The 15,323-nt window shown below is 43.2% G+C and carries 12 protein-coding genes; all 12 read right to left on the minus strand.

Annotated features, from left to right (window positions below):
• Window positions 1–2: 2 nt before the first annotated feature.
• Entirely contained in the window at window positions 3–1,496 is a 1,494-nt protein-coding gene (locus JOC94_RS15815; RefSeq protein ID WP_171973850.1) for a spore germination protein, read from the minus strand.
• Window positions 1,493–2,590 (minus strand): GerAB/ArcD/ProY family transporter, encoded by a 1,098-nt coding sequence (locus tag JOC94_RS15820; protein ID WP_077110641.1) that lies wholly within the window; start codon window positions 2,588–2,590, stop codon window positions 1,493–1,495. Before JOC94_RS15820 ends, JOC94_RS15815 begins: the two co-directional genes overlap by 4 nt.
• Before the next feature lie 941 nt (window positions 2,591–3,531).
• Window positions 3,532–4,881 carry a tRNA (N(6)-L-threonylcarbamoyladenosine(37)-C(2))-methylthiotransferase MtaB gene (mtaB, locus tag JOC94_RS15825; protein WP_205179849.1) on the minus strand — a complete coding sequence of 450 codons (1,350 nt, stop codon included), beginning with the start codon at window positions 4,879–4,881 and terminating at the stop codon, window positions 3,532–3,534.
• A gap of 4 nt (window positions 4,882–4,885) precedes the next feature.
• Window positions 4,886–5,638: a 16S rRNA (uracil(1498)-N(3))-methyltransferase gene (locus tag JOC94_RS15830; protein ID WP_205179850.1), complete on the minus strand. Its 753-nt coding sequence runs from the start codon at window positions 5,636–5,638 to the stop codon at window positions 4,886–4,888.
• Between the two features lie 12 nt (window positions 5,639–5,650).
• Window positions 5,651–6,592, minus strand: a complete 942-nt coding sequence (prmA, locus tag JOC94_RS15835; RefSeq protein WP_205179852.1) for a 50S ribosomal protein L11 methyltransferase — start codon at window positions 6,590–6,592, stop codon at window positions 5,651–5,653.
• A gap of 2 nt (window positions 6,593–6,594) precedes the next feature.
• Window positions 6,595–7,716, minus strand: a complete 1,122-nt coding sequence (dnaJ, locus tag JOC94_RS15840; RefSeq protein WP_205179854.1) for a molecular chaperone DnaJ — start codon at window positions 7,714–7,716, stop codon at window positions 6,595–6,597.
• 144 nt (window positions 7,717–7,860) lie between these two features.
• On the minus strand, window positions 7,861–9,702 hold the full coding sequence (gene dnaK / locus JOC94_RS15845) for a molecular chaperone DnaK (protein WP_205179863.1): 1,842 nt from the start codon (window positions 9,700–9,702) through the stop codon (window positions 7,861–7,863).
• Window positions 9,703–9,745: 43 nt separating this feature from the next.
• A complete protein-coding gene (gene grpE, locus JOC94_RS15850) occupies window positions 9,746–10,327 on the minus strand; it encodes a nucleotide exchange factor GrpE (protein WP_205179865.1) in 582 nt (193 codons plus the stop codon).
• 96 nt (window positions 10,328–10,423) lie between these two features.
• Window positions 10,424–11,452, minus strand: coding sequence for a heat-inducible transcriptional repressor HrcA (hrcA, locus tag JOC94_RS15855; protein ID WP_077110629.1), 1,029 nt, complete (start codon window positions 11,450–11,452; stop codon window positions 10,424–10,426).
• A gap of 111 nt (window positions 11,453–11,563) precedes the next feature.
• Complete coding sequence (hemW, locus tag JOC94_RS15860) at window positions 11,564–12,694, minus strand: radical SAM family heme chaperone HemW (protein WP_205179867.1); 1,131 nt, start codon at window positions 12,692–12,694, stop codon at window positions 11,564–11,566.
• Window positions 12,695–13,006: 312 nt separating this feature from the next.
• A complete protein-coding gene (lepA, locus tag JOC94_RS15865) occupies window positions 13,007–14,836 on the minus strand; it encodes a translation elongation factor 4 (RefSeq protein WP_213089085.1) in 1,830 nt (609 codons plus the stop codon).
• Window positions 14,837–14,965: 129 nt separating this feature from the next.
• Window positions 14,966–15,298 carry a YqxA family protein gene (locus JOC94_RS15870; protein ID WP_077110624.1) on the minus strand — a complete coding sequence of 111 codons (333 nt, stop codon included), beginning with the start codon at window positions 15,296–15,298 and terminating at the stop codon, window positions 14,966–14,968.
• Window positions 15,299–15,323 lie beyond the last annotated feature (25 nt).

A 15,323-nucleotide genomic window follows, 5' to 3' on the forward strand; every position in this document is an offset into this window, starting at 1 on the left:
ACTCATTTCTCCCTTCTAGTTGTGTCTCTTGAATGAAACATGTTCGGTCGCTTACTTTCAAGTGTGGGAGGAAGTTGAAAAAAAGATTTTATCGTATTGGCAAAACTGATTCTTGTCGCCACTTGTAAATAGGGCACGCCAAACACTCGAATGTTGGCTAAATATAACGTAACTGAAAATACCGATATGAAAAAGCCAAAAAAACCAAAAAAAGATGAGATGATTAAGACAAAAAATCGAACGAGGCCTACAATTCCCACCAATGATTGATTGATCAAGGTAAAGGTTGCCACGCTTGAAGCCGCGATGACAACCAGCATTGACGGGCTCGTTAACCCGGCCCTGATCGCTGCATCACCAATAATCAAACCGCCGACAACACTTAATGTTTGCCCCACCTGTACCGGCAACCGCAGCCCCGCTTCGCGAAAAAGCTCAAAAAGCAAAAGCATAATAAGGGCTTCTACCGCCCCTGCCAACGGGATCCCTTTCCTGGATTCAATGACGGTCGCGAGCATCGCAATGGGCAGTTGACTTTGATGGAATGAAGTAATGGCCACCCAAAAACCAGGCAAAAAGGCCGCAATTCCGATCGCAAACAAGCGGATAATCCGCCCAAAACTAACATAAAGGGAAGGATATTCGGAGTCTTCCGCACCCTTGAGTAATAGCATAAAATTAATGGGGACGATCACTGCATAAGGGATGTTATCAATCAATAAGATGATGCGGCCGCTCAAGAGCGCTTTGACAATCCAATCAGCCCGGGGACTGTAATCATGTGTAGGGAACAAGTATAACTTCTTATCGACAAGCTGCATGAATTGATGACCGCTGTAAATGGCATCAATATCTATTTTTTGAATGCTGTTTATGATTTGATCCAAAATTTCACGGTCCACTATATCATCTATATAAAGAACTTTTATGGCTGTCTTGGACCTTCGTCCAACCGTCATTTCTTCGGAACGCAAAGAGTTTGTCGGCAGACGTTTGCGAATCAGGGCCATATTGATCGCGATATCCTCCACAAAGTTATCCCGGGACCCTTTGATGGCAATTTCCATCCCTGACTCTTCGGGCTCCCTCTGAGGCTTCCTCTCCATATTGACAGCAAGAAGCAAGCCCTCGTCCTCAAAGAAAAAAATTCCATAGCCGGAAAATATCTTCTTAATGACCTCTTCTTTCGTATAAATGATAGAAGCGTCCTGTAATTGAAGCTTATCTAATATATCCCGATCATATGACAACAAAGGGATATTATTTTTTTGGAAAAATTGTTCGAAAGCAGGGAGCACATGATCATTCAAGTATGGAGAATCAATCATTCCAATACAAAACAACAGCAATCCTTCCGTGTTATGAACATAAACTTTTTGAAAATGAATATCAGAGCACTTTTCAAATAGCTGTCGCAATTCTTCCTCGTTTACTTCAAACGTGTTTTGAGTGATTGATTTTTTATTCTTTAAACCGTACTTTTTCCTCCACTTCAAACCGATTTCCTCCTTTTTTCCTTTCTTTTAACGAAAAAAATAATGAGTGAAATGATGATGGATATCGTTAAATAAAAATAAAGCGATAAAGGCATGAATACACTTTTTAATAATTGATAATGCAAATCATCCCTGACCGGTATCAGAGATACTATAGTCGTAAGCCCCGCAATGACTAACAAAACAATGACTTTCAATTTCTTGGTTTTAAACCGAAAAATTTCAATCGCTGTCACAAACATGAGTGTTATACGAATGAATGCGCCTGACAACCATTGATAAATGGACAAAAAGTCGAGATGTTCCACATATCTTCCAATCGAAACGAGCCCCCATTCTTCGAAGGCCGTAAACCGTTGATTCGCTGCTTCTTTGGGGCCAAATTCGATAATGCCGCCAATAAGCGGGCCAACCGTGAGAAAAAAAAGCACGATCACTAACAAAACAATATTTCGGTAACGGGCTTGTTCGGCAAATTTATGTTGCAAAAAAATGAGCAAGATGATTTCGGCAAACCCGGAGCCCGGGTACACCATGCCTTTTACAACCGGTTCAAACCCATGTTCCAGCAACGGCTTTAGGAGAGAGTAATCTTTCACTTTTATATTTGCGAAAGCGACGAAGAATCCAAAAACAACAACGAACGCCAATATAAAGATATTCGCAATAGAAATGGTTCTAAGACTTGTACAGGCAGCCAGAACGCAAAGGGTTATAATTAAAATGGTCAGTGACCATGAAGGGGTATTTTGTAAATACGTAATTTTTGTCCACGTTATCGTCTCCCTTAGGGTGATCATCCCCAAAAAGATAAAATAAAGATATATAATTCCGCCGAGAGCAACAGCAAAAGGTTTACCAATCCGCTTCTTTAACCATGTATACAAATGCTCCTGATTCGTAGTCTTAATAATATAAAAAAGAAGGAACCCCCAAATAATTGTAAGTGCGGCCGCAACAACCGCCGATATCCAAGAGTCCCTTCCAGCTGTCTGAATGAGTGGCGTAATCATGATGACATGATTGTGCAATCCAATGGCCGTCATGCAAAGAAAAATGAATTGCAAATTTGTGATAGTGTCTTTTTCTTTCATCAAGGATTCCTCTTTCATATGGAAGCGTCTGAAAAAATGGCATTCCGATTTTAAAATCACTATCAAGATGGAACAGAGTAATATATGACACATATTTCCCTTTAGGGGTAAAAATTATGAGTAATCATTCTAAACGTTAGGAATATGGTAAGTGGAAATACAGAGGATTTTTCATAAACCAGACATACAAAAAGCACCTGGCGCGCAATCGTTAGAGAGAAGACGATAGAGAGAAGACGATTGGCGAGGCGGGATAGTTATAGCAGTCACACTAAGATTTACTTTCTTCACATCGCAAACAGCATCATGAAACACTCAGCTTTCCCTTACGAGCCGAACAGCTTGCTTCCAAACACTCATGATTGCTTCTAAAACAAACTTCGCGCAGCTTGCGCCGGGCTAAATAGCGCAAGAAATGCGCTAGTCTGTTTCTGAATAAACTTCAAGCTGTTTTGTGATGAGATGAACAAGGATTCTTCGGGTTCGCGAGAGGGCGCAAGAGATGCGCTAGTCTGTATCTGAATAAACTTTCAAGCAGTTTTGTGATGAGGTGAACAAGGATTCTTTGGTTCACGAGAGGGCGCGCAAGAGATGCGCTAGTCTGTATCTGAATAAACTTTCAAGCTGTTTTGTGATCAGATGAACAAGGATTCTTTGGGTTTGCGAGAGGGCGCAGATGCAGACTTTGTTGACTTGCCACAGTAATCCGAAATCTCCTCAGCGAAAAAACAACCACTCAGAAAAAACGGGGCTTTTTCAAGGAGAAGAGAGCGAAATACCCTAGTTGCTAGGCGTTAAAACTGGAAACGCCGTTTGCTTCATACGAATATTCGCCTAAAATGTTCAAATAACGTCATTAACATAAAAAATTCCCCTGCGACTTCAAGTGAGAGGAACTTTCTTTACAAAAAAAGACTGCAGTCTTCACTGCAGTCAACCATTCACCCAACCATGGAAGCGGACGAATCACTGTGAAGGACACGTACAAATTTTCCTTCACAGTACGGATAACCCGCCTTTGTAATTTTCACTTTTACGAGTTTCCCGACCATTTCTTCGTTTGCAGGAAATACTACTTTCAAGTAATTGTCAGTATATCCTTCATATAAGCCGCTTTCCGGGTTTTCTTTAAACGGCTCTTCCGGGATCACTTCCAGCACTTCATTTTCAAAGCGGGAAGCATATTCTTTTGCCAATTGATCGGAAAGGGCAATGAGCCGGTGTACACGTTCATTTTTAACGGGTTCAGCGATTTGGTCTTTCATTCTCGCCGCAGGTGTCCCGGTTCTCATCGAATATGGGAATACATGGAGTTCCGAGAATTGATGCTTCTTAATAAACTCATAGGTCTCCATAAACTCCTCTTCCGTTTCACCAGGGAAGCCCACTATCACATCAGATGTGACGGCTAAATCTGGAAGAGCTTTTTTCAAGAGCTCAAGGCGCTCTGCAAAAAATTCCATCGTATATTTTCTGCGCATTCTTTTTAATACAGTGTTTGAACCTGACTGCAGTGGAATATGCAAATGCCGGACAACAATGTTGGACTTGTCGATCACATCTATTACTTCATCAGTCAGTTGGCTGGCCTCAATCGAAGAAATCCTCAGCCTTTTTAATCCAGTTACGTTAGCCTCCAAATCACGGAGCAAAGCGGCCAAATTATAGTCTTTCATGTCTTCTCCATACCCGCCTGTATGAATGCCTGTAAGAACAATTTCCTTATAGCCTGCATCAACGAGCTGTTGTGCCTGGCGAACGACTTCTTGAGGATCTCTTGAGCGCATTAAACCGCGTGCCCAGGGAATAATGCAAAATGTACAAAAATTATTGCATCCTTCCTGGATTTTAAGGGAAGCACGTGTACGATCTGTAAAAGCAGGGACATCCAACTCTTCATACACACGGTTCTTCATGATGTTTTTAACTCCATTGATTGGCTGGCGTTCCTGTTTATATTGCTCAATGTAATCAAGCATTTTAACACGATCTTGCGTTCCTACAACGATATCCACACCAGGAATGGCCATGATCTCAGCAGGAGAGGTTTGCGCATAGCACCCCGTCACACAAATAACAGCGTCCGGATTTTTCCGGATTGCGCGACGGATCACTTGCCTGCTTTTTTTATCACCAGTGTTGGTTACCGTACATGTATTGATGACATAGACATCAGCCGTCGATTCAAAATCCACGCGCTCATATCCATTCTGTTTAAACAGCTGCCAAATGGCTTCCGTTTCGTAATGGTTTACTTTACAACCCAATGTATGAAAAGCTACGAGAGACATATTATCACTCCATTAATTCAAAATGATAAGAAATGGCTGCCATGGCATATAGCGGCGCCGTTTCCGTTCTTAATATCCTGGGGCCCAATCCGCAGCATACAAAGCCGTTATCCGTAAGCAGCTCTGCTTCCCGCTCGGTCAAACCACCTTCCGGACCGAAAACAATGATGATTTTTTCACCTTTCTTCACTCCGGAAAGCTTCCTGGCAAATTGGCTTCGGTCACCCTGTTTTGCTGTTTCTTCATAAGCTACGATTTTATGATGAAAATCTTCGCTGAAAACCAAGAGTTGTTCAATAGACAATGGAGAGTGCATTTCCGGAACCGCTTGCCGGTGGCTTTGTTCCGCAGCTTCCTTTGCAATTTTTTTCCATCGTTCCAGTTTTCTGGCTGATTTTTTCTCATCCCATTTTACTACGGAGCGGTCTGCATTGAAAGGGACAAACTGTGAAGTGCCCAGCTCGGTTCCTTTTTGGATCACCCATTCCCATTTATCCCCTTTGGGCAGGCCGCTCGCTATTGTCACATGAACCGGGAGTTCTGTAGCCCTGTCTTCCCATCCAATAATCCGCGCTTTCACAGTATGATCTTCCAGGGATGAAATCGTTGCCTTTGCAGCCTCTCCACCGTTGAATACAACCCAAATATCATTTCCCGGCTTCATTCTCATGACATTGACGATATGATGATAATTGTCTCCTGATAAAAGAACGGTTTCCTGGCCTTGATATTGATCATCAAGAAAATAACGTTGCATGTTTTACACCCTCTAATTCACTCTTCTGGCAATCATCGCTACCCAATCTTCCGTGATCATTGTTTCTTCTATTTGAAATCCTGCTTCATGCAGCGCATCAGCGACTGAATCTTTCTTCTGCAGGATGATGCCGGAAACAATAAAGTAGCCATTGCGTTTGCAAACTTCAGCTGCCTTCTTGGAAAAGCGGACGATCACTTCAGCCAGTATGTTGGCCACGATCACATCAGCGCTTTTTTCAATGCCTTCAAGAAGATTGTTTTGTCTTGCTGAAACGATGTCTTCTACACCATTTAAAGCGATGTTCTGCCGGGCAGCTTCCACTGCCACTTCATCTAGATCAAGGGCCGTTACTTGTTCGGCCCCCAGTAATGATGCCGCAATACTTAATACACCTGAACCGGTCCCTACATCAATGACAAAGTCTCCCGGTTTGACTGTTTTTTCAAGAGCCCGAATACACATGGCGGTGGTGGGATGAGTCCCGGTCCCAAATGCCATTCCTGGGTCCAATTTAATGATTAATTCGTCACTGTTGCCAGTTTCATACTCTTCCCATGACGGAACAATGGTCACACGCTCTGATACTTTGACAGGATGATAATATTTTTTCCACGCTGTAGCCCAGTCTTCTTCCTTCACTTCCGCAACCTTGACAAGATTTTTTCCAATATTAATTTGGTATTGAGGAAGTTTTGATATTTGTTGTTGAATGGTACTTACCGTTTCTGCATGTTGGGCATTGACAGGCAGATATGCTTTTATAATGACACCTTCATCGGGAAAATCCGCCGGATTCAATTCATATATTTCTCCAAACCGATCTTCCCGCTTCTTATCCAGGTCTTCCCTATCTTCTATTGCAATGCCTGCAGCGCCAGCTTCATGCATGATATGACTGATGGGCTCAATCGCTTCATTTGTCGTATAAACACTGATTTCTGACCATTTCATGGTTAATCCCCTTTAAAAGCGCGCTTCATTTTATCGAAAAAGCCTTCATGCTGCTCATCAAGCGACTCTCCGCTCATTTCGGCAAATTGGCGAAGCAAGTCTTTTTGCTGATCGGAAAGCTTTGTAGGCGTTACAATTTTAACGAGAACATGCTGGTCTCCTCTGCCGTAACCGCGCACGTTTTGTACACCTCTGTCACGAAGGCGGAAACGCGTTCCGGTTTGGGTGCCGGCAGGTATTTTTAACTTGACCTTTCCGTAAAGTGTCGGCACTTCAATTTCATCCCCCAGGGCAGCCTGGACAAACGTGATTGGCATCTCACAATAGATGTCATCACCGTCTCTTTCGAAAAACTCATGCGGGCTTACTCGGAAAACAACGAATAAGTCTCCCGGTGGACCACCATTGATTCCGGGCTCCCCTTGGCCTGCTACACGCATTTGTTGACCGTCGTCCACGCCTTTGGGGATTTTGACACTGATTTTCTTCCGTTTCTTTACTTTCCCTTCGCCATGGCAAGTCCGGCACTTTTCTTTGATAATCTTGCCCGTTCCATGACAGTATTGACAGACACGCCGGTTCACAATTCTTCCAAATGGCGTATTTTGTTCAATATTTAACTGGCCTGTTCCGTGACAATGATGGCATGTGTCGGATGAAGTTCCGGGTTTGGCTCCGGAGCCCCCACATGTATCGCATGATTCTTCACGCGGTATTTCAATGATCGTTTCTTTCCCGAAAACAGCTTCTTCAAATGTCAATGTCATATTATACTGCAAATCAGCACCTTGCCGCGGTGCGTTTGGATCTCTGCGTCCACCGCCAAAAAAGGTGCTGAATATATCTTCAAATCCCCCGAAGCCGCCAAAATCGCCGCCTCCAAAGCCGCCACCACCAAAACCTTGCGGTCCTTCGTGACCGAACTGGTCGTACTGGGCTCGTTTTTGATCGTCGCTTAATACTTCATATGCTTCGGTGATTTCTTTAAACTTTTCATCTGCGCCAGGCTCTTTATTAATATCAGGATGATATTTTTTGGACAAACGGCGATAAGCCTTTTTAATCTCATCTTTTGTAGCGTTTTCCGATACACCAAGCACTTCATAGTAATCACGCTTACTCATGTCTCCACACTCCCGAATCTTTTCACATAACTTTCATTTTACCATAATTGATGGACTGATTAAAAGGAGAATAACTTTTTATCCTCACATGAAGAAAAGTCAAAGCCTGTAACGTGGCTTTGACTTTTCCTATCTGCAAACATGTTATTTTTTAGCCTTGTCGTCGTCCACTTCTTCAAACTCGGCATCGACTACATTGTCGTCCCCGCCGGCGGCATCTTGCCCCTCGGCCCCTTGTTGTGCCTCGGCTTGCTTTGCGGCTTCTTCATATAGTTTCATGGACAAGTTTTGCACGATCTCCTGTAGAGCGTCTTTCTTTTGCCTTACTTCTTCCATGTCATTTTTTTCAATCGCCGCTTTTAAGGCATCTTTTGCTTCTTCGGCTTTTTTCACTTCCGCTTCATCTACTTTGCCTTCGAGGTCTTTCAAGGTTTTTTCAGTCGTGAAAATGAGTTGATCCGCTTCATTTCTCAGTTCAACTTCTTCTTTCCTCTGTTTATCTTTTTCCGCATTTTCCTCGGCTTCTTTAATCATGCGTTCAACTTCCTCTTCAGATAAACCGGAGGAAGATTTAATGGTTATGTTTTGCTCTTTTCCAGTACCGAGGTCTTTGGCACTTACATTCACGATGCCGTTTTTATCAATGTCGAACTTGACTTCTATTTGCGGGATGCCCCGAGGTGCCGGAGGAATATCCGTCAACTGGAAACGACCCAACGTTTTATTATCCGCTGCCATAGGACGTTCACCTTGGAGTACATGTATATCCACGGCAGTCTGATTATCCGCAGCAGTTGAAAAGACTTGGGATTTGGATGTCGGAATGGTTGTGTTGCGTTCAATTAGTTTTGTAAATACACCACCCATTGTTTCAATCCCAAGCGATAGCGGGGTTACATCAAGAAGGACAACATCTTTGACATCGCCTGCCAATACTCCGCCTTGGATCGCCGCACCCATCGCTACGACTTCATCGGGGTTTACACCTTTATGCGGATCTTTTCCTGTCTCTTTTCGAATTGCTTCTTGAACCGCCGGAATTCGGGTAGATCCCCCTACTAGAATGACTTTATCAATTTCTGAAGCCGATTTTCCTGAGTCTTTAATGGCCTGGCGTGTAGGACCCATCGTTCTTTCAACGAGCTCAGAAGACAGCTCTTCAAATTTCGCGCGTGTTAAGGAAATTTCCATGTGCAACGGTCCCGCTTCTCCCGCAGTGATGAAAGGCAGGGAAATTTGCGTTTGCGTCACACCGGATAAATCTTTCTTCGCTTTTTCAGCTGCATCTTTCAAGCGTTGGAGGGCCATCTTATCCTGTGATAAGTCAATCCCATGCTCTTTTTTAAATTCATCAACAAGGTAGTCGATGATTACCTGGTCAAAGTCGTCTCCGCCCAATTTGTTATCTCCGGCTGTTGCCAACACTTCAAAGACGCCATCGCCAAGCTCAAGAATGGAGACGTCGAAAGTACCTCCCCCAAGGTCATAAACGAGGATCGTTTGATCTTCATCAAGCTTTTCCAAACCATATGCAAGCGCGGCAGCGGTTGGTTCGTTGATGATCCTTTCGACTTGAAGACCCGCGATCGTTCCGGCATCTTTCGTAGCCTGGCGCTGAGAGTCGTTAAAATAGGCTGGTACGGTAATAACCGCTTTTTCAACTTTCTCTCCAAGATAATCTTCGGCATAAGACTTTAAATGTTGCAAAATGATCGCCGACAGTTCTTGAGGAGTGTAACTTTTCCCTTCGATATCCTCTTTGTGATCAGTTCCCATATGGCGCTTGATGGAAATGACTGTATTAGGATTTGTAATCGCCTGTCTTTTAGCCACTTCACCAACTTGGATCTCACCATTTTTAAAAGCGATCACCGAAGGTGTCGTCCGATTCCCTTCCGGATTGGGAATTACTTTCGGTTCTCCTCCTTCTAGTACGGATACACACGAGTTTGTTGTTCCCAAGTCGATTCCGATAATTTTACTCATTTTCCGAATAACCTCCTTCACAATATGTACGAGCTAAACAACACTATTTGCTAACTTTTACCATCGCTGGGCGAATGACGCGGTCTTTTAACATGTACCCCTTCTGAAATTCCTCAACCACGATGTTTTCGCCTGCTTCATCGTCTTCCGTTTGCATAACAGCTTGATGGAGATTGGGGTCAAACTCTTTGCCGACAGCTTCGATTTGTTCTGCCCCTTCACTTTTCAAAGCCTCAATGATGCTCTTGTATACCATGTTTACCCCATCGAGCAGCGCTCTTGTCTGCTCATTATCCGGCTCAATCTGCATGGCACGCTCAAAGTTGTCTAACGCCGGAAGCAAGTTTGTAATTAAATGCTGGGCTCTATATTTTTTATCCGCTTCCTTGTCGAGTTTAACGCGCCGGCGGAAGTTATCAAAATCGGCGAGAAGGCGTAAATAGCGGTTTTCGTATTCTTGTAGCTTTGCTTCAAGCTCTTCTATTTTCTTTGCCTGGTCCTCGGAATCACCCTCCGGGCCCTTTGCATGCTCTTCGTTCGATTCCGCATGTTCCTCTACGGCTTCCACGCCGCTTTCATTCATTTCTTCTTCTGACTGCAATTGTTCTTTCTGTTCTTCTTGCATGTCTTCACCTCCTTAAAATTTCATAAAAAATTGACACGGAAAAGTGGAAATCAGCAGAAATCTGCCGATTTCCTTGAACCATACCATTTACTGTTATCATTCCATAAACAGTTTTGTCAAGGCATCACTCATATCCTTACTCAAGTAGTCAAGCAAGCTGATGACGCGAGAATACTCCATCCTTGTCGGGCCTAAAATGGCAATTGTTCCAACCGGCTCTTTCGCAATCGAGTAAGTGGCCGTGATCAAACTGCAGTCTTCCATCTCGGTAATTTCATTTTCTTTGCCAATCTTGACATGGATGCCGTTTGGGATATGCCTAAACAGTTCATAAAACCCTTCTTCCTGCTCTATTAAGTTTAATAGAGATTTCACTTTATGAATATTATGGAACTCGGGCTGGTTGAGCATATTTGTTTTTCCGCCAAAAAAGATCTTTTCATTTGCCGGAATATCGATCGATTCCAAAATGGATCTTAAAATAAAATCATACTGATGTACATTCTTTCGAAGGATTTCTGCCACTTCATGTTGGATTTTTTCTTTTAATTCAGCAATCGGCACTCCCGCCAATTTCTCATTTAAAATATTGACAAGCTTCTCGATATTACCGGGCGCATAATGTTCAGGCAAAGTAAACATGCGGTTTTCCACGTGGCCGGTATCGGTTATGATGATGGCCACTGCCTTATCTTTGGCAAGCGGCACGATTTGCAATTGCTTCAGCTTATGTTCTTTAACTGCAGGCCCAAGAAGAATGGCCGTGTAGTTGGTCAATTCCGATAAAGTGCTGGCTGACTTTTGAACAACATCCTCCAGCTCATAAATTTTTTCCGCAAAAATGGAATGAATCATCTTTATTTCGTGATTGAGCAATATTTGCGGAACCAATAAATGGTCGACATAATATCTGTATCCTTTTTCTGATGGAATCCTCCCGGAAGACGTATGAGTTTTCTCAAGAAAGCCAAGCTCTTCCAAATCGGCCATTTCGTTGCGAATTGTTGCCGAGCTCAAATTGATTCCTTGTTTTTTGGACAGGCTTCTGGAGCCGACTGGCTGAGCAGATCTGATAAAATCATCAATAATGACTTGTAAAATACGAAGTTGACGATCAGTCAGCATCACTTATCACCTCTGTTAGCACTCTCGTTATTTGAGTGCTAAATCTAATATAAAAGTATCAAAATGGCGTGTTGATGTCAACGATATTTGACTCATTACGAAGCAAAACGATCATCCGGTCAAAAATGACTGAAACACTTCATTTCCTAGAAAAAGCCCTTGCTTTGTCAATTGGAGCCGATCACCTTTTTCGGTTAACAACTGTTTGGAGATCAACCTTGCAATTTCCCTGCCAAAAACCTCTTTTGGATGAGCTGAAAATTTGTCCTGAAAACAGATCATATTTACCCCGTCCTTTTTCCGAAGCCCAAGAAACATTTCTTCTTCCATTGCTTCCCTAGGCGTCACTTCATGTTCCGTGAAAATGGGCAATGTTCCAGCAGCCAACGGTTCCATATATTTTTTTAACGGACCGTAGTTGGCATATCTTTTCGCATTCACATAACCGTGCGCACCAGCCCCAAAACCAAAATAGGGCTCATTATTCCAATAAACGAGGTTATGTTTGCTTTCAAAACCCGGCTTGGAAAAATTGCTTATTTCATATTGACAAAGTCCGTTTTTTTCCATGCTATCCATCAGGTCCTCATACATCCGAGCTTCTAATTCTTCACCTGGCAGTTTCAGTTTTCCCTTTCTCAATAAATTGTAAAACACCGTCTTTGGCTCCACGATTAAGGAGTAGCCGGAATAATGAGGAAGTTCAAGCGCAAGCGCCTCCCGAATTGTTTTCAAAAAATCTTCTTCCGTCTGCCCGGGCAAAGCATAAATTAAGTCAATGCTTATATTTGTAAAACCTTCCTTACGGGCAAGGTCGACGGAGCGGTATACATCTGCTGCACGATGAGAGCGGCCGATCTTTTCTAAAAGCTCGTCATTAAAAGATTGGACACCGATGCTTAATCGGTTTACCCCATAACTTTTCAGGATTTTCAGTTTCTCTTCAGACAAATCCCCCGGATTTGCTTCAAACGTAAATTCTCCTTCTTTATATGGAAGATGTCTCTTGATAGCTTTGCAAAGTGTCTCGAGTTGCCGTTCATTCAATGATGTCGGGGTTCCGCCGCCAACAAATACGGTTTCCAAGCTGGCATACGGATACAGTTCGCTATAGATTGAGAACTCTTTTTCAAGCATGTCCAAATACTCATCTACAGGCTGGGTATGAAGATAAAATTTATTGAAATCACAATAATGGCAAATATGCTCACAAAATGGTATATGGATATAAGCGGCCTTCAATTTGGTCACAACCTTGTTTTTTAAATAGTTCCTCCGAAGTGGAAAGGGAAAGAGACGGAACCAGTTCCGCCTCCTTCAAAAATACAGCATTTGATTTCCCGGATGCTCTCATTCACTCACTCTTCAGCTTATATCGCTGTTTTGCCAAAATGCTGCGCCTAGCATCTGAAGGTCGCAAGCCTGTGAAAGTATTAAACCGGGGCAGTCGCATTTGCATCGTCGCCAAGCAAGATGCAGCTTTTTCAAAAATGTTACATGATTTTCAAAGACAAATCCGCTTGGCTGGAAAGCTGCCTCGGGAAACAATTGGCTCTATTTTCCCGGATCATCCATTTTTAATACAGCCATAAATGCTTCTTGAGGCACCTCTACGGACCCCACTTGTTTCATCCGCTTTTTTCCTTCTTTTTGCTTCTCCAACAATTTACGTTTACGGGATATGTCGCCTCCGTAACATTTGGCCAAAACATTCTTGCGTATCGCCTTGATTGTTGATCTGGCAATGATTTTGTTGCCAATGGCCGCCTGGACCGGCACTTCGAATTGCTGGCGGGGAATAATATCTTTCAGCTTTTCTACGATCGATTTGCCACGGTCATATGCAAAATCCCTGTGTACAATAAAGCTTAACGCATCCACTTTTTCACTGTTTAATAATATATCCATTTTGACAAGTTTGGATTCTTTATAGCCTACAGGCTCATAATCAAAAGACGCGTAACCTTTCGTACTGGATTTTAATATATCAAAGAAATCATAGACAATCTCCGCAAGAGGAATTTCATAAACGACGTTAACCCGGATATCATCCAAGTATTGCATGTCAATGAAATTGCCGCGCTTTTCCTGCGAAAGTTCCATGACTGCCCCAACATAATCGTTCGGCACCATCATAGACGCCCTCACATATGGCTCTTCCACCCGCTCAATTTGTTGAGCGTCGGGCATATTGGCAGGGTTATCAACATTTATTTCGGTGCCGTCATTTAAATACACCTTATAAACGACACTTGGTGCGGTCGTAATCAAATCAATTTTAAATTCCCTTTCGATCCGTTCCTGGATGATTTCCATGTGTAAAAGCCCCAGAAATCCACAGCGAAATCCAAAGCCAAGCGCCTGCGAAGTTTCTGCCTCATATCCCAATGATGAGTCATTTAATTCGAGCTTCTCCAAAGCTTCTCTCAAATCATTGAACTTCGCTGAATCAATCGGATACAGACCGCAAAAAACCATCGGGTTCATTTTCCGATAGCCGGGGAGAGGCTCCGGAGCGGGGTTGGCGGCGCTTGTAATCGTGTCCCCTACTCTTGTATCTCCGACATTTTTAATAGAGGCCGTAATAAACCCCACATCCCCTACCGTCAATTCGTCTACCGCCATTGGTTTCGGTGCATGAACACCTACTTCAACTACTTCAAACTCTTTCCCGTTCGCCATCATCTTAATGCGGTCACCGGCTTTAACCGTACCTTCCACAATTCTGATATAGGCAATGACACCCCGGTATGCATCATAAAGCGAGTCAAAAATCAGTGCTTTTAATGGGGCCTCCGGGTCACCTGTTGGCGCCGGGACCTTTTCAACAACTTGTTCCAAAATTTCATCAATACCGATTCCTGCTTTTGCCGAAGCAAGAACAGCCTCGGATGCGTCCAAACCGATCACATCTTCTATTTCCTGTCTAACTCTCTCCGGGTCTGCTGCTGGCAAATCAATTTTATTAATAACCGGAAGAATTTCCAGGTCATTGTCAAGCGCCAGATAGACGTTTGCCAATGTTTGCGCTTCAATCCCCTGTGCAGCATCCACAACAAGCAGGGCTCCTTCGCATGCCGCGAGACTCCGTGATACTTCATACGTAAAATCGACGTGTCCGGGCGTGTCGATTAGATGAAAAATATACTCTTCTCCATCTTTCGCTTTGTAAGTCAATTGAACAGCATTTAGCTTTATCGTAATACCCCGCTCACGCTCTAAATCCATAGAATCAAGAAGCTGGTTTTTCATCTCACGCGACGAAAGGGCTTCTGTTTTCTCCAATATGCGGTCTGCCAAAGTAGACTTTCCATGGTCAATATGGGCAATAATCGAGAAATTTCGTATCCTTTCCCGTCTCTTTATTCTCTCTTTTTGATTCATTATGTTCTTCACTCCTGTTAATCGGCGCATGTAAACTAGAATAAATTATATCAGTCCATTATTCAATAAACAAAAAAAGCGCATATGCGCTTTATCCGGCAATCCGCCAAATGGAAGATGGATATACGTTCAACTGACAAACAGATCAACCAATTTTTGGGTCACATTGGTCACAGTGTTGCCAAGTGCTCTCCCCAAGGAAGAAAAAAAATTGAAGGATTCCATTTCCTCCAGCTTCTTCTTTTTGTCTTCCAATGTTTCCATAGAATGAACCTCATTGCCAAGCAAAGCGGCTTCCATATTCCCGTCATCTCCTTTTTTCAAGTGAACGGGCGACGGAAGCGAGGTGTCTTCATATCCTTTCATCGAGCGCATTCCTTCATTTGCTTTTTCCATGCCGATCAAGACACCGATGAATAACAGAAACACTGAAATAACGCACTTCAGGAAAAACTTGCCCATATCATTACCTCTTTCATGACACTTC

It is taken from the genome of Siminovitchia thermophila (genome assembly GCF_016909185.1).
GTDB classification, from domain to species: Bacteria; Bacillota; Bacilli; order Bacillales; family Bacillaceae_C; genus Siminovitchia; species Siminovitchia thermophila.

What these genes read in the sequence shown, in the direction of transcription:
- dnaK (WP_205179863.1), bottom strand. Translation starts at nt 9,702, where the DNA reads ATGAGTAAAATTATCGGAATCGACTTGGGAACAACAAACTCGTGTGTA.
- grpE (WP_205179865.1), bottom strand. Translation starts at nt 10,327, where the DNA reads ATGCAAGAAGAACAGAAAGAACAATTGCAGTCAGAAGAAGAAATGAAT.
- JOC94_RS15870 (WP_077110624.1), bottom strand. Translation starts at nt 15,298, where the DNA reads ATGGGCAAGTTTTTCCTGAAGTGCGTTATTTCAGTGTTTCTGTTATTC.
- lepA (WP_213089085.1), bottom strand. Translation starts at nt 14,836, where the DNA reads ATGAATCAAAAAGAGAGAATAAAGAGACGGGAAAGGATACGAAATTTC.
- prmA (WP_205179852.1), bottom strand. Translation starts at nt 6,592, where the DNA reads ATGAAATGGTCAGAAATCAGTGTTTATACGACAAATGAAGCGATTGAG.
- JOC94_RS15830 (WP_205179850.1), bottom strand. Translation starts at nt 5,638, where the DNA reads ATGCAACGTTATTTTCTTGATGATCAATATCAAGGCCAGGAAACCGTT.
- dnaJ (WP_205179854.1), bottom strand. Translation starts at nt 7,716, where the DNA reads ATGAGTAAGCGTGATTACTATGAAGTGCTTGGTGTATCGGAAAACGCT.
- mtaB (WP_205179849.1), bottom strand. Translation starts at nt 4,881, where the DNA reads ATGTCTCTCGTAGCTTTTCATACATTGGGTTGTAAAGTAAACCATTAC.
- hrcA (WP_077110629.1), bottom strand. Translation starts at nt 11,452, where the DNA reads ATGCTGACTGATCGTCAACTTCGTATTTTACAAGTCATTATTGATGAT.
- JOC94_RS15820 (WP_077110641.1), bottom strand. Translation starts at nt 2,590, where the DNA reads ATGAAAGAAAAAGACACTATCACAAATTTGCAATTCATTTTTCTTTGC.